This is a genomic window from Citrobacter sp. R-1.5.2, from assembly GCF_035064245.1.
Taxonomy (GTDB): Bacteria; Pseudomonadota; Gammaproteobacteria; order Enterobacterales; family Enterobacteriaceae; genus Citrobacter.
Genome location: NZ_JASEYC010000020.1, coordinates 47,537 through 69,659 on the forward strand (window position 1 = coordinate 47,537; position 22,123 = coordinate 69,659).

At 52.0% G+C, this 22,123-nt stretch carries 18 protein-coding genes; 10 read left to right on the forward strand and 8 right to left on the reverse strand.

Features of this window, described 5'->3' with window-relative positions:
- Positions 1-118 precede the first annotated feature (118 nt).
- Together QMN38_RS23595 and QMN38_RS23600 are read left to right on the forward strand one after the other, a co-directional pair.
- Positions 119-292, forward strand: a complete 174-nt coding sequence (locus QMN38_RS23595) for a hypothetical protein (RefSeq protein ID WP_012905930.1) — start codon at positions 119-121, stop codon at positions 290-292.
- Between the two features lie 70 nt (positions 293-362).
- Positions 363-524 carry a phage protein gene (locus QMN38_RS23600; protein ID WP_003841416.1) on the forward strand — a complete coding sequence of 54 codons (162 nt, stop codon included), beginning with the start codon at positions 363-365 and terminating at the stop codon, positions 522-524.
- Between the two features lie 140 nt (positions 525-664).
- Here the strand turns inward: QMN38_RS23600 and QMN38_RS23605 are convergent, their stop codons facing one another.
- The gene (locus tag QMN38_RS23605; RefSeq protein ID WP_323606192.1) at positions 665-1,999 is read right to left on the reverse strand and encodes an aminotransferase-like domain-containing protein; all 1,335 of its coding nucleotides are present in this window, start codon (positions 1,997-1,999) and stop codon (positions 665-667) included.
- A gap of 110 nt (positions 2,000-2,109) precedes the next feature.
- Here QMN38_RS23605 and QMN38_RS23610 point away from each other — a divergent pair, with 110 nt between their 5' ends.
- The 3 genes from QMN38_RS23610 to QMN38_RS23620 all read left to right on the forward strand — a co-directional run bounded on the left by QMN38_RS23610 (position 2,110) and on the right by QMN38_RS23620 (position 4,888).
- Entirely contained in the window at positions 2,110-3,000 is an 891-nt protein-coding gene (locus QMN38_RS23610) for a DMT family transporter (protein WP_323606207.1), read from the forward strand.
- A gap of 64 nt (positions 3,001-3,064) precedes the next feature.
- Positions 3,065-3,958, forward strand: a complete 894-nt coding sequence (locus QMN38_RS23615; RefSeq protein ID WP_323606194.1) for a dihydrodipicolinate synthase family protein — start codon at positions 3,065-3,067, stop codon at positions 3,956-3,958.
- A gap of 33 nt (positions 3,959-3,991) precedes the next feature.
- Positions 3,992-4,888 carry an AraC family transcriptional regulator gene (locus QMN38_RS23620; RefSeq protein WP_323606196.1) on the forward strand — a complete coding sequence of 299 codons (897 nt, stop codon included), beginning with the start codon at positions 3,992-3,994 and terminating at the stop codon, positions 4,886-4,888.
- Positions 4,889-4,926: 38 nt separating this feature from the next.
- Here the strand turns inward: QMN38_RS23620 and QMN38_RS23625 are convergent, their stop codons facing one another.
- A complete protein-coding gene (locus QMN38_RS23625) occupies positions 4,927-5,886 on the reverse strand; it encodes an alcohol dehydrogenase catalytic domain-containing protein (RefSeq protein WP_137381214.1) in 960 nt (319 codons plus the stop codon).
- Between the two features lie 322 nt (positions 5,887-6,208).
- Here QMN38_RS23625 and QMN38_RS23630 point away from each other — a divergent pair, with 322 nt between their 5' ends.
- The 3 genes from QMN38_RS23630 (at position 6,209) to pepE (ending at position 8,383) form a co-directional block, all read left to right on the forward strand.
- Positions 6,209-6,697 (forward strand): GlcG/HbpS family heme-binding protein, encoded by a 489-nt coding sequence (locus QMN38_RS23630; RefSeq protein WP_323606199.1) that lies wholly within the window; start codon positions 6,209-6,211, stop codon positions 6,695-6,697.
- A 608-nt stretch (positions 6,698-7,305) separates the two neighbouring features.
- Positions 7,306-7,584 carry an addiction module antidote protein gene (locus QMN38_RS23635; RefSeq protein ID WP_111466256.1) on the forward strand — a complete coding sequence of 93 codons (279 nt, stop codon included), beginning with the start codon at positions 7,306-7,308 and terminating at the stop codon, positions 7,582-7,584.
- 109 nt (positions 7,585-7,693) lie between these two features.
- Positions 7,694-8,383: a dipeptidase PepE gene (gene pepE / locus QMN38_RS23640; protein ID WP_323606201.1), complete on the forward strand. Its 690-nt coding sequence runs from the start codon at positions 7,694-7,696 to the stop codon at positions 8,381-8,383.
- Between the two features lie 139 nt (positions 8,384-8,522).
- Here the strand turns inward: pepE and QMN38_RS23645 are convergent, their stop codons facing one another.
- Together QMN38_RS23645 and metH are read right to left on the reverse strand one after the other, a co-directional pair.
- Positions 8,523-10,151 (reverse strand): Na/Pi cotransporter family protein, encoded by a 1,629-nt coding sequence (locus QMN38_RS23645; RefSeq protein WP_271441892.1) that lies wholly within the window; start codon positions 10,149-10,151, stop codon positions 8,523-8,525.
- 220 nt (positions 10,152-10,371) lie between these two features.
- Complete coding sequence (gene metH / locus QMN38_RS23650) at positions 10,372-14,055, reverse strand: methionine synthase (RefSeq protein WP_323606203.1); 3,684 nt, start codon at positions 14,053-14,055, stop codon at positions 10,372-10,374.
- Between the two features lie 195 nt (positions 14,056-14,250).
- On the opposite strand from metH, the gene iclR reads away from it, so the two are divergent.
- Positions 14,251-15,075, forward strand: a complete 825-nt coding sequence (gene iclR, locus QMN38_RS23655; RefSeq protein ID WP_137381219.1) for a glyoxylate bypass operon transcriptional repressor IclR — start codon at positions 14,251-14,253, stop codon at positions 15,073-15,075.
- 86 nt (positions 15,076-15,161) lie between these two features.
- Here iclR and aceK read toward each other — a convergent pair whose 3' ends face one another.
- The 4 genes from aceK to metA all read right to left on the reverse strand — a co-directional run bounded on the left by aceK (position 15,162) and on the right by metA (position 21,181).
- Positions 15,162-16,943, reverse strand: coding sequence for a bifunctional isocitrate dehydrogenase kinase/phosphatase (gene aceK / locus QMN38_RS23660; protein WP_323606205.1), 1,782 nt, complete (start codon positions 16,941-16,943; stop codon positions 15,162-15,164).
- Positions 16,944-17,045: 102 nt separating this feature from the next.
- Positions 17,046-18,350: an isocitrate lyase gene (gene aceA / locus QMN38_RS23665; RefSeq protein ID WP_003826506.1), complete on the reverse strand. Its 1,305-nt coding sequence runs from the start codon at positions 18,348-18,350 to the stop codon at positions 17,046-17,048.
- Positions 18,351-18,381: 31 nt separating this feature from the next.
- Positions 18,382-19,983, reverse strand: a complete 1,602-nt coding sequence (aceB, locus tag QMN38_RS23670) for a malate synthase A (protein ID WP_271441889.1) — start codon at positions 19,981-19,983, stop codon at positions 18,382-18,384.
- A 268-nt stretch (positions 19,984-20,251) separates the two neighbouring features.
- A complete protein-coding gene (gene metA, locus QMN38_RS23675) occupies positions 20,252-21,181 on the reverse strand; it encodes a homoserine O-acetyltransferase MetA (RefSeq protein ID WP_271441888.1) in 930 nt (309 codons plus the stop codon).
- 157 nt (positions 21,182-21,338) lie between these two features.
- Here metA and QMN38_RS23680 point away from each other — a divergent pair, with 157 nt between their 5' ends.
- On the forward strand, positions 21,339-21,776 hold the full coding sequence (locus tag QMN38_RS23680) for an acetyltransferase (protein ID WP_137381224.1): 438 nt from the start codon (positions 21,339-21,341) through the stop codon (positions 21,774-21,776).
- Positions 21,777-22,123: the final 347 nt, after the last annotated feature.

The following is a 22,123-nucleotide window of genomic DNA, read 5'->3' on the forward strand; positions in this document are numbered from 1 at the left end:
ATAATGTTGTGGTTAGAAGCTCGGTATGTGTTGGCGCACTGCCGGGCTTCGTTGTTTCTGTAAGACAATTGACTTACACTTGTCTTACGATTACCAATGTAAATCAGGTGTCAGACACATGTCAACGGTTGAATTCAAAAAGAAAGGCAACAAACAAATCGCATTACGTGTCGAGCCGGAACTGGAAGCAGGGATTCAGAAAGCGCTTTCAATGGATGGTGACGCTTCAGTATCCGCATGGATTAAGCGCATTATCAGGAAAGAACTGAAGCAGAAAGGGATTGAAGTTTAGAAGTTGGTATTTATGACATGTAAGAGTAGTGTGTCATCACACATCTCATGTAATTAAGGTGTCAATACACATGAACGAAAGAAGAGGCAATCCCCCGTTTCAATTCCGTCTGGATCCGGAACTGCGCAAAGCGATGGAAGAAGCACAACGACAGGATGGCGATGAATCGTTGGCAGCCTGGATTAAACGTGTGATTAGAAAAGAGCTGAAACAGAAAGGAATTGAAGTGTAACAGGCAGTAGTTTATATCGCTTTTCTGAAGGTCTGCTCAGAGCGAAAAACGGACGTTCACATAATTGTTTATATAGTGAATTTTCCCGTTTTTAGCTGGGCAAAATTAGCTTTTTTCATTACTGAACCCCACCTCTGCAATTAACGATATTGTTCATTTTCAACGGCGTTGCGTACTTTCAATAATGCTTTGTGCAAGTTCTCAATCGAGACAGAGCCAAGCGCTACCCGAATAGCCTGGGGAATGGTCTGTGAGGTGCAGAACGGTTCGGCAGTTGAAACAGAAATATGGCTATCCATCAGAACCTTAACGACACGATCGGCCCGTGATTCATCGGAAAGTGGCAGCCAGGCAAAATAGGAACCTGGATGTGTAATACAGGGAATATCGCCCAGAGCATCTCTGAGCACCGTTTGTCTCTGACGGGCATCCTGTCGCTTAAGTTCTTCAAAGCGTTCAACAGTGCCATCCTGTATCCAGTTGCACACCAGCGTGGTCATTACTGACGGAGTATTCCAAGTTGTTGCCCGAACGGCCCTTTCGAGAGCGGGACGGTATGCTTCAGGGCACACAACGGCACCAACCCGAAGACCGGTTGCGACATTTTTGGAATATCCAGTGACGTAGACCGTGCGTTCCGGCGCGTAAAACGCGACCGGAGGTAGGGGCCGGCGTATGAGGTAGGAATAGGCTGTATCTTCAATAATCAGCAGGTCGTGCGCCCGCGCAATAGCCGAAAGCTCTTTCCTTTGGCTATGTGTAAGCACCCAACCCAACGGGTTGTGCATGGTAGGCATGGTGTAAACGGCTCTGACATGTCTTTTCTTGCATAACTGTTTGAGTGCAGCATAATCCGGGCCGTCAGCCAGTGACGGGATTGCGATAAGCTCAAGGTGAAATAGTTCGGCCAGTGCTTTGAAACCTGGATAGGTAAGGGCATCCACTGCCACTACGTCTCCCGGCCTTAACAATCCCATAGCTGTAATCGTTAACCCGTGCTGTGCACCATTCACAATTACCACATTGTCTGCCGCCGGTTTAAACCCTCTCCCAGAAAGATGACCTGCAATGATCTCCCTTTCAGCAGGCCTGCCTGCATGGGGCTGATATCGTAGGTGCGATTCAATGTCCCCAACAGTAGATACCTGCCGAAGGGCGTCACGAAGGAGTTCGCCCTGCCCAGGCAGGGAGGGATAATTGAAATTGAGATCCAGTACATCCGTGGCAACAGCATGCTGATCTATGCCATGACCGTAAGGTAACGAGATTTCCCTGACAAACGTCCCACGCCCGGTTTCTCCACTAACAAGACCCATTGCTTCCAGTTCGCTGTAGACCCGTGTCGCCGTAGCCAGCGAGATATGTTCCTGAGCAGAAAGATCGCGGTGAGTCGGCAAACGCGTACCAGCCAAAATTTTACCGCTGCGTATCATCTCAGCAAATTTGTCCACGATAGCTTTGTAGCGTGCTTTCATCAAATGTATCCATGACAATAATTTGATTGTATCAGGTTTGTGAGATTACCATTCGTGCAACAAATGCTCAAGCCTGCGGGCAAAATGTAGATGTAGAGAGTGAGGTTACTTTGGTTAATTCAGTCGTAAATAAAACAGATCCCAGTTCAATATCCGGTTGGGTCAATGGTTTGTTAGGAGTCGTAATTTTTAGTGGCTCGTTACCTGCCACGCGCGTCGCCGTCCTTGATATGGACCCTTTTTTCCTGACATTTCTCCGTGCGACCATTGCCGGAATACTGGCTATATTGTTGATCTTCGGTTTTAGAGAAAAGCGCCCGCAAGCCTCACAAATTGTTCCATTGATCATTGTGTCTCTAGGCGTTGTTATTGGTTTTCCTTTACTGACTGCTATGGCTTTACAGCACGTTACCTCTGCTCACTCAATAGTGTTCCTGGGTCTTCTTCCACTGACAACCGCTATTTTTGGAGTCCTACGCGGTGGTGAACGCCCTAAACTGGCCTTCTGGATTTTCTCAGTGATCGGCAGCTTGCTCGTTGTAGGGTTCGCTTTCTCGCAAAGCGCCTCCGTTTCACTTATCGGCGATCTATTAATGTTGGCGGCGGTGATTGCCTGTGGCTTGGGATATGCAGAAGGCGCAAAACTGACTCGCATTCTGGGGGGCTGGCAGGTTATCAGTTGGGCACTGATCATTTCACTGCCTTTCATGCTGATAGCAACCATTCTTACAATGCCTACGACCTTCTCTGGGATCGGTATTTCCGCCTGGGTCTCGCTGGGATATGTATCGCTTTTCAGCATGCTGATCGGCTTTATCTTTTGGTACAAAGGACTGGCAATTGGTGGTATCGCTGCCGTCGGCCAGCTACAGCTTCTGCAACCTTTCTTCGGGCTTGGTCTGTCAGCCACTCTCCTTCATGAAACAGTCAGTCCTATGATGGTACTCATCACACTGGGAGTCATTATGTGTGTCATAGGCTCTCGTAAGTTCGCCCGGTAGGAAAATATCCCCGGATGCTGTACTGGTCCCAGGGAGCCATTATTTCTTTTAAAAGGAATCAAGCATGTTTAAAGGTCTGAGTGCATTCCCTCTTACGCCCCTTGTAGATGGTGAAATAGAAGAAACATCGTTTGTATCGTTGATTGAGAACCTGGTAGACGCAGGGGTAAATTCCATCGGTGCGCTAGGTTCCACAGGGAACTATGCTTATCTGACCCGTGAACAACGCTTCAGGGCGACCCGGCTGGCAGTGAGTGCAGCGGCAGATATTCCGGTGATGACCAGTATTGGTAATGTCAGCACCGAAGAAGTATTAAGGCTCGCGGAGGATGCACAAAAAGCCGGTGTAAGTGGCGTACTGCTGGCCCCTGTCTCTTATCAAAAACTCACAGCGGACGAAGTTTTCCGCCTTTATGACAGAGTCACAGCAGAGCTGTCTGTACCGCTTTGCATTTATGATAATGCGGCCACCACAGGGTTCGAGTTCACGGATGAATTGTTGGTTGCACTTTCCTATCTCAAGAACATTGGCTCGATTAAAATCGGCGATCTTCCAGCTGACTGGAATGCAGCCCTGGGGCGTGTAGGAAGCCTGAAAAGCAGGGTTTCTGAAGGCGTTACCATTGGGATCAGCGGTGACGCACAGTCTGCCTTCGGTATGATTGCCGGCTGTGATGTCTGGTATTCAGTACTTGGCGGGCTGTTCCCTCACTATTCCCTGAGTCTGGCGCAGGCTGCGCTAAGTAAGGATGAAAGTGAGACACATCAGCTCAATACGGCACTTGAACCTCTGTGGGTGTTTTACCGCCGTCACGGCAGCCTGAGGGTTATCGCCACGGTCGCTGAGCTCCTCGGTACCGTTCCAGTTCCTTGCTTACCCTTCCCGCTTCAGACACTGATTGGGAAAGAACGATCGGCCCTGGAAAAAACATTGGTGCGCTTAGACTTCCTGGCATGAACCGTCATTATCATGAATTCACGGGTAACTGATATGAATAACTTACTCGCACGCATCGAAGCATCTGTCGAAGCACTAGTCTCAAAAAACGGGGAGGCGGAAACTATTCTGCCCTATATGCACATTCACCGGTTCAATACGATGCATATCCCTGTTCCTGATCCCGGAGAGCCGTTTCTGTATATGGTTATCAGAGGCCGTCTTCTGCTTTTTAATGCCAGTGGCATCAGTGAATGCAGACAGGGGCAATATTTTATTTCCCCTGTCGATGTTCCCTCCTCTGGCGTTTTTCCTGAGGCAAAGGAATCAAAGCCTTTTTTAGCCTTATCAGTGAATTTCTCCCTGGCAGATATCATTGGCGTCATTCTGGATACTGAAGGAGATACACCTTTTGAGAGTTCAGCAGGCAAGAAAAATCACGATGATATTGAAAATACTGAGCATTTACTCTCCATTCTGGAGCGTATGTTGTCGTTGAGCAGCCACCCGTCAAGGGTTGGCTTTATGGGGAATCACCTTAAACGGGAATTGATGTTTGCCATTCTTACTGGCCGTTTTGGTGATGCTTTGCTTAAAGGCGTGATGAATATTCAAAATGCCGGGGATATCTATCAGGTTAACAGCTGGATAAAACAGAATTTCAGAGATGTTTTCAGTGTACAGGAACTCGCAGATAAAACCCGGATGAGTGTTTCACGCTTTCATCAAAAGTTTAAAACAGCAGTCGGTATGGGGCCGCTACAGTGCCAGAAGCAATTACGTCTGAGCGAAGCAAGGCGACTTATGCTGGTACAAGACCTGTCCGTCACAGAAGCCGGCATGGAAGTGGGTTACGAAAGCCTTTCGCAGTTTATACGGGACTATCGCCGCCAGTTTGGGCTCACCCCTCTCAAAGATATTCAGCAACTGCGTAGCGCAACAAAAAAATAGCCCGCTTAAGAGCGGGCTGCGGTAAGAAATGCTAACTATCAGGCATTCATGCTGAGAACTGCACGGAAGTGCGTTTTGGCTGCCATCATTTTATCAAATGCTTCTTTTGCGCGTTCGAGAGGGAAAACTTCTGTCATTGGGCGAACATCCGTCAGCACGCTGAATTTGATTGCGGCTTCCATTTCGTTAATGTCGGTGAATGTCCCTTTTACCGCATTTGGCCCCATCAGGAAGTCCATTGCAGACCAGTCAAGTTTTTCATCAGAAACGGCAGCAATAATCAGTTCACCGTCTTTACCCAGGCCTTTGATTAAGGGATTGATGGCACTGGCAACGGGAGCTGTTGCGATAATCACTTTAGCCCCCCCCATTGCCTGCAGCGCATTAGCAATATCGGTGGTCTGAGTATCGATGTACTCATGAGCGCCTAACTCACGACACAGCGTTTCTTTATCAGTCCCGCGTGAAATTGCGACGGTACGGAAGCCCGATTTTTTAGCGTATTGAATGGCCAGATGCCCCAGGCCACCAACGCCAGAAATGGCAACCAAATCGCCGGGACGAGCCTTACTGTTTCGAAGCGCACTGAAAACAGTTTCGCCAGCACAAAGTAGCGGTGCCGCATCTGTGGAGGAGAGATCGTCAGGGATAAGAATAAGGCCGTCTTCATAGGCCACCATATATTCTGCATATCCCCCATCGATGGTCAGAGCCGTCGTATGCCCGTGACCGCCATGCCAACCAGCCCCTACTCGCTGACCTGTTTTCCACTTTGAGGCTCCAGGGCCTGATTTTTCCACAATGCCCACCACTTCATGACCGGGAATACGAGGGAAGGCGGAGGACATGCCTTCGCTGACTTTAGCGTCTCCGTGGCACACGCCGCAGGCTTCAACCCGGATCAGAACCTGTCCTTCCTGTGGTTCCGGGATGTCGATCTCAACAAGTGTCATCGGCTCGCCTTTTGCCAGAACCTGAATCGCTTTCATTTTTGCCATGTCAGGGCATCTCCTGTATTGCGTGTTTTAAAAGTACGGTCAGATGAACAATTCATCAGATGACCGAAGTGACGCTTATTTTAGAAAGGTGTTTTCAGAGAGGCTTGCCCGAAACAGTGAGAAAAAGACACGATCCTGCTTCCTTCATTTATCGCCGCATGTCACTGACGCAGTCATTCCACTGGCGAAAGGAACGTATTAAAAAACGCGATGATTGAGCAAGTAATCAGACATCAGCCGGCCTGATAATAACGACCTGAACCGGTTGGGCGGTCAGTGAGTCTGTAGAACCACTGCCTGATATATTTGATGAGGAATCAGAATGTTAAATATTAGAAATACAGCAATAGTATTGTCTTTGTCTATTGCAAGTGCAGTGACTTATGCTCAGGACACATCAGTACTGAACCCGCAACTCATCAGTGCCATGAGCACCGCAGCGCACGATGAAGCACGTAAGCTGGGCGTTGATATCAGCTTTTCCGTAGTAGATGAAAAAGGGTGGCCGGTATTTTTCCAACGCTACGATAACGCCATGCTGTTAACGACCGTGCTGGTGCCCAAAAAGGCTTACACCTCGGCTATTACCCGCATGCCTTCGGGTGAACTGGAAAAACTGACCGCGCCGGGTGCTCCGCTTTACGGCATAAACACGGCAGATCCAAAACTGATCCTGATCGCAGGTGGCTATCCTCTGACTTATAAAGGTAAGGTGGTCGGTGCGCTAGGGGTTGGCGGTGGTAGTTGGGAACAGGATGAGCAGATGGGGCAGGCAGCCCTAAAAGCATTTAAAACTGTAGTAGAAAAATGATCGACTAATTGTTAGCCTTTTCTCCCGGTAGCTTCTCGGCCGGGAATGCTTATCAAAGACGTTATAGCTGGCTAGTTTACAAACACTTATGTTTTCAAAAGCTATGACGATAATTTTCACTTTGGCCTCGTTTTCTCAAGCGTCGTTTCCTTTGTATTGTCCCCTTTTCGTTGTGTGCATTTTTTTGGTACTTGTGTATATCACTGTTTTAACAGTGGAGCACGTATCCCAAAGGTCCGCTCCTGGCACAAAGCCGCCCTTCTCCCCTATCATCGATTTTCGTATCAACCGCAGCATCCTGAAAAACTACGTATTATTGCGAGACACTTTCCTGTTTCCTCCAGCAAGCATTTCCCCTTACTCCCCATTTTTTTACTCTCTGGTCTCAACTTGTCAATTCATAATGTAGTTTATAAAATACATGGAACGTCATCATGGAAATTCTTCAGACAATGGTTTTCCTGCGTTGGGAGCAAAACCTACGGGACAGGAGAGCTAAAACGCTCATTGCCACACGCCTTTTTCGTTTGGCCAATGGTTTAGCTGGTGATGTTAAACCTGTTGGAGAATGCTCGCTCGTTCACTGGATTCACAGGAGATCTTCTGCCATGAATAAACTTACTCACTACGATCCCGCGACTGCGCTGGTTGATGATGAAGAAATTGCCGTGTTTATGGCCGATGCCCTCGAAACAGGCGATGCAACATACATAGCAAAAGCACTGGGCGTGGTGGCTCGCGCGAAGGGAATGGCGAACATAGCAGCAGAAACGGGATTATCCCGCGAGCAGCTTTATCGCTCTTTTAGTGAGAAAGGTAACCCGACGCTGAAAACCACACTTGCAGTGATGAAGGTGCTCGGTATTGAATTGACACTTAAAAAATAGCCCTGGCTTCTGTCTCCCCTTCCAACATCGTGAGCCATATCAGTAAGGTGTTACACTGACAGTGGTAGCATTACCGCGGTTTGTAATTTTCTGATTACATGGAGAAATAATGGAACTGCTTTTATTGAGTAACTCGACGCTGCCGGGCAAAGGTTGGATGGAACATGCGCTGCCGCTAATTGCTGAGCAGCTGAATGGTCGCCGCACTGCGGTGTTTATTCCGTTTGCCGGTGTGACGCAAACCTGGGATGAGTACACGGCGAAAACCGCTGCCATCTTTGCGCCAATGGGCGTTAACGTCACCGGTATTCATACCGTTGCCGATCCGGTTGCGGCGATAGAAAACGCAGAAATCGTGATTGTTGGCGGTGGCAACACCTTCCAACTGTTGAAAGAGAGCCGCGAGCGTGGATTGCTGGCACCGATTGTGGATGTCGTCAAACGTGGAGCGCTGTACATCGGCTGGAGCGCAGGTTCCAACCTCGCCTGCCAGACCATCCGCACCACCAACGACATGCCGATTGTTGATCCTAAAGGTTTTGATGCGCTGGGTCTGTTCCCGCTGCAGATTAACCCGCACTTCACCAATGCACTGCCGGAAGGCCACAAAGGCGAAACGCGTGAACAGCGTATTCGCGAGCTGCTGGTTGTCGCACCAGAACTGACGGTGATTGGCCTGCCGGAAGGGAACTGGATTAAGGTAAGTAACGGTCAGTCCGTGCTCGGCGGCCCGAACACCACGTATATCTTTAAAGCGGGTGAAGAGGCGGTTGCCGTTGAAGCAGGCCACTGCTTTTAGTTGATGGGTTGTCTGATGCCGGATGGCGGCTTCGCCTTATCCGGCCTACAAGATCGACGACAACATTGCCGGATGGTGGCATAAATGCCTTATCCGGCCTACCGGACTGCGCCACCGGGCAACATTTCACCTGTCCTCGTTAGTACTCACGCTCGTCATCTTCATCCGGCTGTTCCAGCACGCTGTAAGCCACGGAGCAAAACAGTGAGTTCAGACGCTGCATATCGCCCAACAGCGCCAGGTGCAGGGAACTGGTCTCAATGCTCTGCACGTTCTGCTGATGCAGGCGGTCGACGTGAGCATGCGAATAACGACGATTCAGAATACGAAAGCGATGCTTGCTACGCCGCAGGCGGCGGGCGCTGGTCACATCACCGGAGAAGAACACCGACATAGCCAGTTGCAGGTTACTGAGCAGCAGATCGTAGAGCGCATCCAGTTCTTTTAACCCTTCGACGGAAAATGCCCGCCGCGCCGCCAGCGACTTATCGGCAATCTCGCTGCCCATACGTTCAACGATATCGGAAGCCTGCTCGAGGTTGAGCGACATTTCGATAATTTCTGCCCAGCGACGCGACTCTTCTTCCGCCAGCTCATCTTTAGGCATACGCGCCAGATAGAGCTTGATGGCCGTATACAATACGTTGATGTCATCGGCCATCCTGCGCAGTTCTTTTTCTTCGCGCGGTTCGCCATGCATCACCTTCTTCAACCCCTCCATCATTTGCTCCATCGCATCACCAATACGCAGGGCTTCGCGGGCAGCATTCGCCAGAGCGAGCGTTGGTGTATCCAGCGCGCTGACATCCAGATGCTTAGGTTTCAGATGCGCGTCCAGTTCGGGTTCATCACGGATAATACGTTTACAAAAACGCGCCATCGGTTCGGCAAACGGTACCATAGCCACGCAGCGCACCAGGTTGTAGAACACGTGGAAGTAGATAACCAGTTCAGATTTCGGCAGCGGCAGCTCATCCATCAAATTCGCCAACGGATGAACAAACGGCAGGATAATCAGGCTGCCCACCAGCTTAAACAGCAGGCTGCCGAGCGCCACACGACGAGCAGCGGCATTCGCAGCGCTGTTGTTGAGCATCGCCAACAGGCCAGAGCCGAGGTTGGCGCCAATCACCAGGCACAGCGCCACCGGGAACGAGATAATGCCCGCTGCGGTCAGCGTTGCCGTCAGCAAAACTGCCGCCAGGCTGGAGTAACTGATAATCGCGAACATGGCGCCGATCAGCGCATCGAGCATGATATCGCCGGTGAGTGAGGCGAAAATCACCTGTACACCATTGGCCTGAGTGATCGGCGTTACCGCCTGCACAATCAGCTCCAGCGCCAGCAAAATCAACCCCAGACCAATACCTACCCGGCCTAGCTGTCCGGCACGAGACTGCTTGCGCCCAAGAAAGAAAATGACGCCGATAAAAATCAGCAAGGGCGACAGCCAGGAGAGATCGAAGGTCAGGATACGCGCCATCAGCGCGGTCCCCACGTCGGCACCCAGCACAATGACTAACGCAGGGGTAAGCGCCACCAGGTCCTGCGCGACGAACGAGGTCACCAGCATAGTGGTAGCGTTGCTGCTTTGCACCAGAGCAGTCACGCCGATCCCCGCGCAAAAGGCGAGCGGCTTCTTTTCAACACTACGGCTGAGCACAGTGCGTAAACGGGCACCAAAGACACGCATCACGCCGGTACGCACAATATGCGTACCCCAGACCAGCATAGAAACAGCAGAAAGCAGGTGTAACAGAGTTAGCACGGAATCAGGTTCTCCTTATTTTTATGGTTTTTTGAGGCTCATTTGCCTGATGGCGCTGCGCTTATCAGGCCTACAAATCATCCCTATGTAGGCCGGATAAGGCGTTTACGCCGCCATCCGGCAACGGCCCCCTTTCAGTATAAGGGTTTAAACGTAATAAAGAGACAGGGCACTCATTGAGCGCCCTGTTTGTTGTAAAGAAAGATGACAGTTTTGTGAATCAATCGGCATCGTAGCCGAGATTCGGCGCTAACCAGCGCTCAACCTCCGCTACGCTCATCCCTTTACGGAACGCATAGTCTTCAACCTGATCGCGCTGGATTTGCGCCACGGCGTAGTACTTGCTGTCCGGATGACTGAAATACCAGCCAGAGACCGATGCGCCTGGCCACATGGCGTAGGACTCGGTCAGCTTCATCCCGGTGTGCGTTTCCACATCCAGCAGTTCCCAGATGGTGGCTTTTTCGGTGTGCTCAGGACACGCCGGATAACCAGGTGCCGGGCGAATCCCCTGGTAGTTCTCACGGATCAGCTCCTCATTGCTGAGGTTTTCGTTCGCCGCGTAACCCCAGTAGACTTTACGCACGCGCTCATGCAGATATTCCGCAAACGCTTCAGCCAGACGGTCGGCTATCGCTTTCACCATGATCTTGTTGTAGTCGTCATGCTGCGCTTCGAAAGCATCCGCCAGCGCGTCTTCTTCCAGACCACCAGTGACCGCAAAAGCACCGATATAATCCGCCTTGCCGCTCAGTTTCGGTGCCACGAAGTCAGACAGGCAATAGTTGGCGAAACCCACTTTTTCCGTTTGCTGACGCAGATGATGACTCACGTTAAGCACGTGCGTCCGTGTTTCATCACGGTAGATCTCGATATCATCACCAACACGGTTGGCCGGGAACAGACCAACAACGCCACGCGGATTCAGCGTCTTCTCAGCGCTGAGTTTATCCAGCATATCGTTGGCATCTTTGAACAGGCGCTTCGCCTCTTCGCCCACCACTTCATCTTCCAGGATACGTGGATATTTTCCAGCCAGCGACCAGGTCATAAAGAATGGCGTCCAGTCGATGTAATTGCGCAGCGTTTCGATACTGGCTTCAACTTCCTGTACGCCCAGGCGATGGGCCACCGGCGGGGTATAGCTTTCCCAGTCAAATGCCAGATCATTTTCACGCGCTGCGGCCAGTGTTACCGGTGGGGTGCGCGGTTTTTTACGCGCATGCTGGATACGCACGGTTTCGTACTCTTTACGCGTACGGGCAACAAAATCGTCACGCTGGGTATCGGAAAGCAACGCGGCAACGACGCCAACGGTACGCGAGGCGTTTTGCACATACACCGTCGGGCCACTGTAGTTCTGCTCGATTTTCACCGCGGTATGCGCTTTGGAGGTGGTCGCTCCGCCAATCAACAGCGGAATGGTAAAGCCCTGGCGCTCCATCTCTTTCGCCACGTTGACCATTTCATCCAGCGACGGGGTAATCAGCCCCGAGAGACCAATCAGGTCGGCATTCACTTCACGCGCCGTTCTGAGGATTTTCTCCGCCGGCACCATCACACCCAGATCAACGATTTCGTAGTTGTTACATTGCAGCACCACACCCACGATGTTTTTGCCGATGTCATGCACGTCGCCCTTCACGGTCGCGATGACCATCTTACCGTTGCTGGAGCCTTTCTCTTTGCTGGCCTCAATGTACGGCTCAAGGTAGGCCACTGCCTGCTTCATCACGCGGGCGGATTTCACCACCTGTGGCAGGAACATTTTGCCTTCACCAAACAGGTCGCCAACGACGTTCATGCCATCCATGAGCGGCCCTTCGATAACTTCAATCGGACGCGCAGCCTGCTGACGCGCTTCTTCGGTATCCAGCTCAATAAATTCAGTAATGCCTTTCACCAGCGAGTACTCGAGGCGTTTTTTCACGTCCCAGCTACGCCATTCCGCCAGTTGGGTGTTCGCCGTGTCGTCGGTTTTACTGCCGCGATATTTCTCAGCCAGCTCCAGCAGTCGTTCGGTGCCATCGTCACGGCGGTTAAGGATCACGTCTTCAACCGCATCGCGCAGCTCGGCAGGCAGGTCGTCATAAATCGCCAGCTGTCCGGCGTTGACGATCCCCATATCCATGCCGTTACGTATGGCGTAGTAGAGGAATACCGCGTGAATGGCTTCACGCACCGGGTCGTTGCCGCGGAACGAGAACGACACGTTGGAGACGCCACCAGAGATCAGTGCATACGGCAGTTCACGTTTAATATCTTCGCACGCACCGATAAAGTCCTGAGCATAGTTGTTGTGCTCGTCGATACCCGTTGCAACCGCAAAGATGTTCGGGTCGAAGATGATGTCTTCCGGCGGGAAACCCACCTCTTCGGTGAGAATATTGTACGCCCGACGGCAAATTTCGATTTTACGTGCACGGGTATCCGCCTGCCCCTGTTCATCAAAGGCCATCACCACCACCGCCGCACCATAGCGACGCAGCAGCTTCGCGTGGTGAATAAAGGTTTCTACCCCTTCTTTCATCGAGATAGAGTTAACGATGCCTTTACCCTGAATGCACTTCAGCCCTTTTTCGATGACGTCCCACTTCGAGGAGTCGATCATAATCGGTACACGGGCGATATCCGGTTCCCCAGCGATCAGGTTGAGGAAACGCACCATCGCCGCTTCGGCGTCAAGCATCCCCTCATCCATGTTGATATCGATAATCTGTGCGCCGCTTTCCACTTGCTGGCGAGCCACGTCCAGCGCTTCACTGTACTTCTCTTCTTTAATCAGGCGCTTAAATTTCGCCGAACCGGTGACGTTGGTACGCTCGCCGACGTTCACAAACAGGCTGTTGTCACCGATGTTCAGCGGCTCAAGGCCGGACAGACGACAGGCTACCGGGATCTCCGGCAGCTGGCGCGGCGGCAAGCCATCCACCGCGCGGCTCATGGCGGCGATATGTTCCGGCGTGGTACCGCAGCAGCCGCCCACCACGTTAAGGAAGCCCGCTTCGGCCCATTCACGGATTTGCGCCGCCATGGTGTCGGCATCGAGATCGTACTCACCAAAGGCGTTTGGCAGCCCGGCGTTTGGGTGTGCGGTCACGTAGCATTCGGCAATGCGCGACAACTCCTGCACATACTGGCGCAGCTCGTCCGGGCCTAAGGCACAGTTCAGGCCGAAGGTCAGCGCATCGGCGTGGCGCAGCGAGTTATAAAACGCTTCGGTAGTCTGGCCGGAGAGCGTACGTCCGGAGGCATCGGTTATCGTGCCGGAGAGCATGATCGGCAGTTCAATACCCAGTGCTTCAAATTCTGTTTTCACCGCAAAAATCGCCGCCTTGGCGTTGAGGGTATCGAAAACAGTTTCAATCAGGATCAGGTCACTGCCGCCTTCCACCAGCGCTTTGGTGGATTCGCGGTAGGCGGCCACCAGCTGATCAAAGGTAATATTGCGGTAAGCCGGGTCATTTACGTCTGGCGAGATAGATGCCGTGCGGTTGGTTGGGCCCAGTACGCCAGCGACGTAGCGCGGTTTTTCCGGTGTACGGGCCGTCCACTCATCCGCGCAGGCGCGCGCCAGTTTCGCCGCGGCAAAGTTGATTTCCGCCGACAGGGATTCCATCTGGTAATCCGCCATAGCGATAGTCGTGGAGTTAAAGGTGTTGGTTTCGATGATATCCGCGCCTGCTTCAAAGTAGGCGTTATGAATCGCGGTGATCACGTCCGGTTTGCTAAGCACCAACAGGTCGTTGTTGCCTTTTAGATCGCATGGCCAGTCGGCAAAGCGTTCACCGCGGAAATCTTCTTCACTCAGACGGTAACCCTGGATCATGGTGCCCATACCGCCGTCCAATACCAGAATACGTTCTTTTAACTGCTGACGTAATTGTTCAACTTTGCTGCTCACACTCGCTCCCGACGACGCTCAACCAGACCGAAAAAAACTCAACAGGTCATACTGGCACAAACCTGAGAGACGGAAAAGCAAACAACGGGCAACATGAGACATGTTCAGCTTCACTCATCCGATCAGTGCAGGAATTCTTGCATTATAATCGAATAAAACGAAAATGATTTCCACGATACAGAAAAGGAGTCTGCCATGGTTGCCACTGTCCCCGCGAAACGCGGTAGAAAACCCGCTGCCACTACTACGCCTGCAACCGGGCAGGTTCAATCTTTGACCCGAGGCCTGAAACTGCTTGAGTGGATTGCAGAATCCAACGGTAGCGTAGCGCTGACCGAGCTGGCGCAACAGGCTGGCTTGCCTAACTCCACCACTCACCGGTTGTTGACGACCATGCAGCAGCAGGGTTTTGTCCGTCAGGTGGGTGAATTAGGCCACTGGGCCGTGGGCGCACATGCGTTTATTGTTGGCAGCAGCTTTTTGCAAAGCCGCAACCTGCTGGCGATTGTTCACCCGATTCTGCGCAAGCTAATGGAAGACTCTGGTGAGACGGTAAATCTGGCCGTGCTGGATCAGAGCGACCATCAGGCCATTATTATCGACCAGGTTCAGTGTACACAGCTGATGCGTATGTCTGCTCCCATCGGTGGCAAACTGCCGATGCATGCCTCCGGCGCGGGTAAGGCGTTTTTATCCCAACTGAGCGAAGAACAGGTTACCGGCCTGCTGCACCGAAAAGGATTACACGCCTACACTCACGCCACGCTGGTTTCTCCCGTCCATCTGAAAGAAGATCTCGCGCAAACACGCAAACGTGGCTATTCGTTTGATGATGAAGAACATGCGCTGGGTTTGCGCTGCGTGGCATCATGCATCTATGACGAGCACCGCGAGCCGTTCGCCGCCATCTCTATCTCAGGGCCAATCTCACGTATTACCGACGACCGCGTTACCGAGTTTGGCGCACTGGCTATCAAAGCAGCAAAAGAAGTTACACTGGCGTACGGCGGGTTTCGTTAAGATGGGGTTGCCGGGTGGCGGCTACACCTTACCCGGCCTACTGTCCAGGGTTAGGGCAGATTTGTAGGCCTGATAAGCGTAGCGCATCAGGCACGGCGCACATTGCCGGATGGCGGCGCAAAGGCCTTATCCGGCCTACGATCGGTTTCATAACGCACGCTGAAACGCTGTTTGCGCCGGTAGGCGTAAACATCTTCCACATGTCCGTTTTTAATCCGCGTTTGCAGACCACGCCAGTAGTCGGCGCTGAACAGGTCGGCGTGCATTTCTTCAAATAATGGTCCGATACGTGGATCGGCACATAGCCAGTGGCGAAACTCTTCCGGGAAGACATCTCCCGGCGACACGCTGTACCACGGCTCTGCGCTCATCTCATCCTCCGGATAACGCGGTGGTGGGATGTGGCGGAAATTCACTTCCGTCATGTAGCAAATTTCATCGTAATCGTAGAACACCACCCGTCCGTGACGGGTCACGCCGAAGTTCTTAAACAGCATATCACCGGGGAAAATATTGGCCGCTGCCAGTTGGCGAATCGCGTTGCCATACTCTTCAATGGCATCACGCAGTTGCTGGCCTTCAACCTGTTCCAGCCAGATATTCAGCGGCACCATCCGCCGTTCGATATACAGATGGCGAATCACAATCTGATCGCCGAGGTCAGTAATTTTTTCCGGTGCTTCCTGTAACAACAGCGCCATCAGCGCCGGGTCGATTTGCCGTTTATCCAGCACAAAGTTCTCGAACTCCTGGGTATCCGCCATCCGACCGACACGATCGTGCTCCTTTACCAGTTGATAGCAAGCCCGAACATGGGCAGCCGACATCTCTTTCTGCGGTGCAAATTTGTCTTTGATGACTTTAAAGACCCGGTCGAAGCCCGGCAGTGTAAACACCAGCATCACCATGCCGCGAATGCCCGGCGCTTCAATAAACTGTTCATCGCTCCCGGCAAGATAGAGCAGATATTCACGATAGCTTTCCGTTTTCGCGTGCTTCTGGCAGCCAATCGCCATGTACAGTTCAGCTGTGGTTTTGCCGGGTAGTATCTCACGCAGCCACTCCACCGTTGCTGCGGGCAGTGGCGCATAAACCATAAAATAGGAGCGGGCGAAGCCGAACACGATACTGGCTTCCGCCGTCGTGGTCAGGCAGGTATCGATAAACAGCTCGCCTTCATCAGTACGGTGTATCGGTAATAGAAAGGGCAACGTCCCCGAAGGTGTAATGAGCTTCCCGACCAACCACGCAGCTTTGTTGCGATAAAACAGTTCGTTTGCCACCTGTAAATGGCAGCGCGACAACACCTCCCCGCCAAAGGTTTCCGTCAGGTGTCCGATGATGTAGTGGATATCTCGCTGTTTGTTCTGCCACGGCAGACGCAAAGGGAGATCGCTGAGGACACGCGTGAGCAGCCATTCCCAACCAGAATCGGGGAAAAAGTCTTTCGCCAACGGGCGTGGGATAGTGCGAAATCGACGTTCTGGCTGAGAGCTGAAAATAAACAACCGCTCGGGAGTCAGCGAGCGGTGGTCAAATAACCGACAATACACGGAGTTAAAAAAGCTCTCCGCAATCTCGAAGCGAGGGTAGTCCGGCAATAGCCGGGTATAGTGCTCTTTCACGCGAAGTAAAAAACCCGCGTCGGTGCTTTTACCGTCAGTAATACAGCGCAGTTGTTCCACCACCAGACCCACATGATGATCGTAAAGGTGGATACGACTTTTCATCGCCTGTTGAACAGCATGCCAGTCGGCATGTTCAAAACGCTGCTGCGCGCCAGAGGTAACTTCCAGAAATCGACCATACTGCGCGTCAAAGCCTTGCAGGATGGTTTGAGCAATCAGTAATTCCAGGCCACGCGACATCGATTTCTCCCATCCGGCACAACGTCATGCCGGATGGCGCGTTCGCTTATCCGGCCTACATTCTTTTGTAGGCCCGGTAAGCGTAGCGCCACCGGGCAGTGATCAGAACTGCGATTCTTCGGTAGAGCCCGTTAATGCGGTCACTGAAGAGGCGCCACCCTGAATGATGGTAGTCACTTTATCGAAGTAGCCTGTCCCCACTTCCTGCTGATGGGAAACGAAGGTATACCCGTCTTTGGCTGCAGCAAATTCTGGTTGCTGAACTTTCTCAACGTAGTGGCGCATGCCTTCGCCCTGCGCATAGGAATGTGCGAGGTCGAACATGTTGAACCACATGCTGTGGATGCCCGCCAGGGTAATGAACTGGTATTTATAGCCCATGTCAGACAGCTGCTGCTGGAAGCTGGCGATGGTTTTATCGTCCAGATTTTTCTGCCAGTTAAATGACGGCGAGCAGTTATAGGCCAGCAGTTTGCCAGGGTACTTAGCGTGGATCGCATCGGCAAAACGCTTAGCCAACTCAAGGTCTGGCGTGGAAGTTTCACACCATACCAGGTCCGCATACGGCGCATACGCCAGACCACGGCTGATCGCCTGCTCAATACCCGCATGCGTACGGTAGAAGCCTTCACTGGTGCGTTCGCCAGTGATGAATTCACTGTCGTACGGATCACAGTCAGAGGTGATCAAATCTGCCGCATCGGCATCGGTACGGGCAATCACCAGTGTCGGTACGCCCATCACGTCAGCTGCCAGGCGAGCGGCTACCAGTTTCTGGATGGCTTCCTGGGTCGGCACCAACACTTTGCCGCCCATATGACCGCATTTTTTGACGGATGCGAGCTGATCTTCGAAGTGAACGGCCGCTGCACCGGCCTCAATCATCGACTTCATCAGTTCGAACGCGTTCAGTACGCCGCCAAAACCCGCTTCCGCATCGGCCACTATCGGCAGGAAGTAATCCACGTAGCGCGGATCGTTCGGCTCAATACCGGTTGACCACTGGATCTGATCCGCACGACGGAAAGTGTTGTTGATCCTGTCCACCACTGCCGGGACAGAGTTCGCCGGATACAGTGACTGGTCCGGGTACATGCTGGACGCCAGGTTGGCATCTGCCGCGACCTGCCAGCCAGAAAGATAGACTGCCTCGATGCCCGCTTTCGCCTGCTGCAGTGCCTGACCCCCTGTCAGCGCACCGAGGCTGTTGATATACCCTTTCTTCGACTCACCGTGCAGTAAACGCCACATTTTCGCTGCACCAAGCTGCGCCAGCGTGCATTCCGGGTTAACCGAGCCACGTAATTTCACCACTTCCTCCGCGCTATATGGACGGGTGATGCCTTCCCAGCGCGGTTGAGTCCATTCTTTCTGTAATTCTTCGATTTGTTGAGTACGGGTTTTCATGTGCAGATGCTCCATATTGTTATGTGGTGGATTACGCCAGCAGGCGGTAGCCTGGCAGGGTCAAGAAATCGATCAGTTCATCAGAGGTAGTGATTTGCTCCATCAGGCGCGCGGCATCATCAAAACGCCCGCTGCTGTAGCGGTGCTCGCCCAGCTCGTCCTGAATCACCAGCATCTCTTCGGCCAGCATCTGACGGAACAGCGGTTTGGTAACCGGCTTGCCGTTGCTGAGCGTCTTCTGGTGGTGGATCCACTGCCAGATGGAAGTACGGGAGATTTCGGCGGTGGCCGCATCTTCCATCAGACCGTAAATCGGTACGCAGCCGTTGCCTGAGATCCACGCTTCGATGTACTGCACCGCGACACGGATGTTGGCGCGCATGCCTTCTTCGGTACGCTCACCTTCACAAGGCGCCAGCAGTTGTTCTGCGGTAATCGGTGCATCTTCATTGCGGGTCACAAACAGCTGGTTTTTGTTATCGCCCAGTACCTCATCGAAAATCGCCATCGCGGTATCAGCCAGCCCAGGGTGTGCAACCCAGGTCCCGTCATGACCGTTATTTGCTTCCAGCGATTTATCGGCTTTTACTTTGGCCAGAACCTGGTTGTTACGCTCGGCGTCTTTACTGGGAATGAACGCGGCCATGCCGCCCATCGCAAAGGCACCGCGTTTATGGCAGGTTTTAATCAGCAGACGTGAATAGGCGCTGAGGAAAGGCTTATCCATCGTCACCACCTGACGGTCAGGCAGCACGCGATCCGGGTGATTCTTCAGCGTTTTGATATAGCTAAAAATGTAATCCCAGCGACCGCAGTTCAGACCCACAATATGGTCACGCAGGGCATGCAGGATTTCATCCATCTGGAAGACGGCCGGCAGCGTTTCAATCAGCAGCGTGGCTTTAATGGTACCGCGCGGCAGATTAAAGCGGTCTTCTGCATAACTGAATACTTCGCTCCACCAGGCGGCTTCTTGCCAGGCCTGTGTTTTTGGTAAATAGAAATAGGGACCACTACCTTTTGCCAGCAACGTTTTGTAGTTGTGGAAGAAATAGAGGGCAAAGTCGAACAAGCTGCCAGGGATAGATTCGCCACGCCAGGTGACGTGTTTTTCCGGCAGATGCAGACCGCGCACACGACATACCAGCAGGGCCGGGTCAGGTTTAAGTTGGTAAATTTTACCGGCTTCGTTGGTGTAGCTGATGGTGCCATTGACCGCATCGCGCAGGTTGATCTGCCCGTCGATAACTTTGCTCCATTCAGGTGCCAGCGAATCTTCAAAGTCAGCCATAAAAACTTTGACGTTCGCATTCAGTGCGTTGATCACCATCTTGCGCTCAACGGGCCCGGTGATCTCTACGCGGCGATCCAGTAAATCATCAGGAATTCCGCGAATTTTCCAGTTACCTTCACGAATGGAAGCTGTTTCCGAAATAAAATCAGGCAACTTACCGTCATCAATATCCTGCTGCTGCTGGATACGAGCAGCGAGAAGTTTATTGCGCTTTGGCGTAAATCGTGTCACCAGTTCAGTCAGAAACTCAACCGCCTCTGCAGTCAGAATTTGCTGTTCCTGCTCGCCATGCGGCCTGGTAAAGACCAGCTCATCGGTTGTTGTTGCCTGTTGATTCATTGCGTAGTTCCTCGTCATTGATCCAAACACATTCCCAATGCGAACGAAGGATCGTTGTGCGGTTTTCGTTCAGCACAACTAAGACTACCCATTTAAATTTCAAAATCAAAAACAATTTCCATTTTTAATTTAATTATCAATTAACCTATTGATAACAATAAAAATAAAAATTAATTACACCGTGAGGTGCATTTCGGAAATAAAAAAGGCACCCGAAGGTGCCTGATTCAACATGCTGAAACGCTTAAGGATCGTTTACCGCAGAAGATTAATCCAGCGTTGGATTCATGTGACGCAGATCATATGGCGTGATCTGGTAGACGTAATAGTTGAGCCAGTTGGTAAACAGCAAATTGCCATGACTACGCCAGGTCGCTCGCGGTTTGTTTTGCGGATCATTTTTGGGGAAGTAGTTATACGGTACTTCCGGTGTTAAACCCGCCTCTACATCCCGAAAATACTCGCTACCCAATGTGTGGGCATCATATTCCGGATGACCCGTCACGAAGGCAATACGCTTATCTTTGCTGGCAAACAGGTAGGCATCCCCTTCCTCTGTTTCCGCAAAGATCTCAAGATCGGTGTAGTCCCTGATCAGTGCAGCAGGGAAATCTGCATAGCGAGAGTGCGGAGCCAGAAACGCATCATCAAAACCACGCGTCAGCAGCGCATGAGGATGCAGAATATGGTGCTCATAAACGCCAGAGAGTTTATCTGTGCGGGTTTGCTTTGGAATGCCATAAAGAATATTCAGTGCGGCCTGTACCGCCCAACAGACAAATAGCGTCGATGTGACGTGATCTTTGGCCCATTCAAGCACCTGTTTAATCTGCGGCCAGTATGCCACATCGTTAAACTCAACCAGGCCCAGTGGTGCACCGGTCACGATCAGCCCGTCAAAGTTCTGATCGCTGATATCCTCGAAATTACAGTAGAAGTTATTCAGATGTTCCGTTGGCGTGTTGCGTGACTCGCGGGCATCAATGCGTAACAGCTGAACATCCACCTGCAGGGGGGAGTTCGACAGTAAACGCAGGAACTGGTTTTCCGTTTCAATCTTCTTGGGCATCAGGTTGAGGATAAGTACCTTCAGTGGACGAATTTCCTGGCCAGAAGCGCGGGATGTCGTCATGACAAAGACGTTTTCCTCACGTAAGAAACTGACGGCGGGTAGCTCGTCCTGCACGCGAATTGGCATAACCTGATAACCTCACTACATACGTTTAAACGTTTAGACATCCAGATAGCTGAAGATACCCAGGAATCATGTGAATGTCGAGCTTGCATGTTCAAGTTGAGAAAGTTTCACGGTTCCTTGCTGTAGAATAGTGCAGTTAACATAAAAGGAGAATGCTATGGCCCTGACCATTCGTCGTTCACGCCGGGACGAAGGCGAGAAGTTAGTTTCTATCTGGTGTCGTTCAGTCGATGCCACGCACCATTTTCTCTCACCTGATTACCGAATTGAGCTGGAAGAGCTGGTACGTTCGTTTTTGCCAGAAGCTCCGCTCTGGGTTGCGGTAACGGAAAATGATGAGCCAGTCGCATTTATGCTGCTGACCGAACAGCATATAGATGCTCTGTTTGTTGATCCGGATATGCGCGGTAGCGGTGTCGGTAAGCTGCTGATTGAACATGCTTTATCGTTAACATCGACACTGACGACTGACGTTAACGAACAAAATGATCAAGCGGTGGGGTTTTATAAGAAGATGGGCTTTAAAGTGACGGGACGCACGGAAGTAGACGATCTCGGACGACCGTATCCGCTACTGAAACTGGTGCTCGGGTAATGATGTAGACTGTTGTAGGCCGGATAAAGCGATACGCTACTTCCGGCAAAATGCCGCCGGGAGTGCCTGATGCGCTGCGCTTATCAGGCCTACCTTGTGGTGCCGTTGTAGGCCGGATAAGGCGATACGCCGCATCCGGCAAAATGCCATCGGGAGTGCCTGATGCGCTGTGCTTATCAGGCCTACAACATACATTCAGTCCGGTGCATCCGGCGGTTTTCATCCCACGCAGACGCAAAAAAGCCCATCCGGCAGGATGGGCTTCTTCACTTATTTGATGCCTGGCAGTTCCCTACTCTCGCATGGGGAGACCCCACACTACCATCGGCGCTACGGCGTTTCACTTC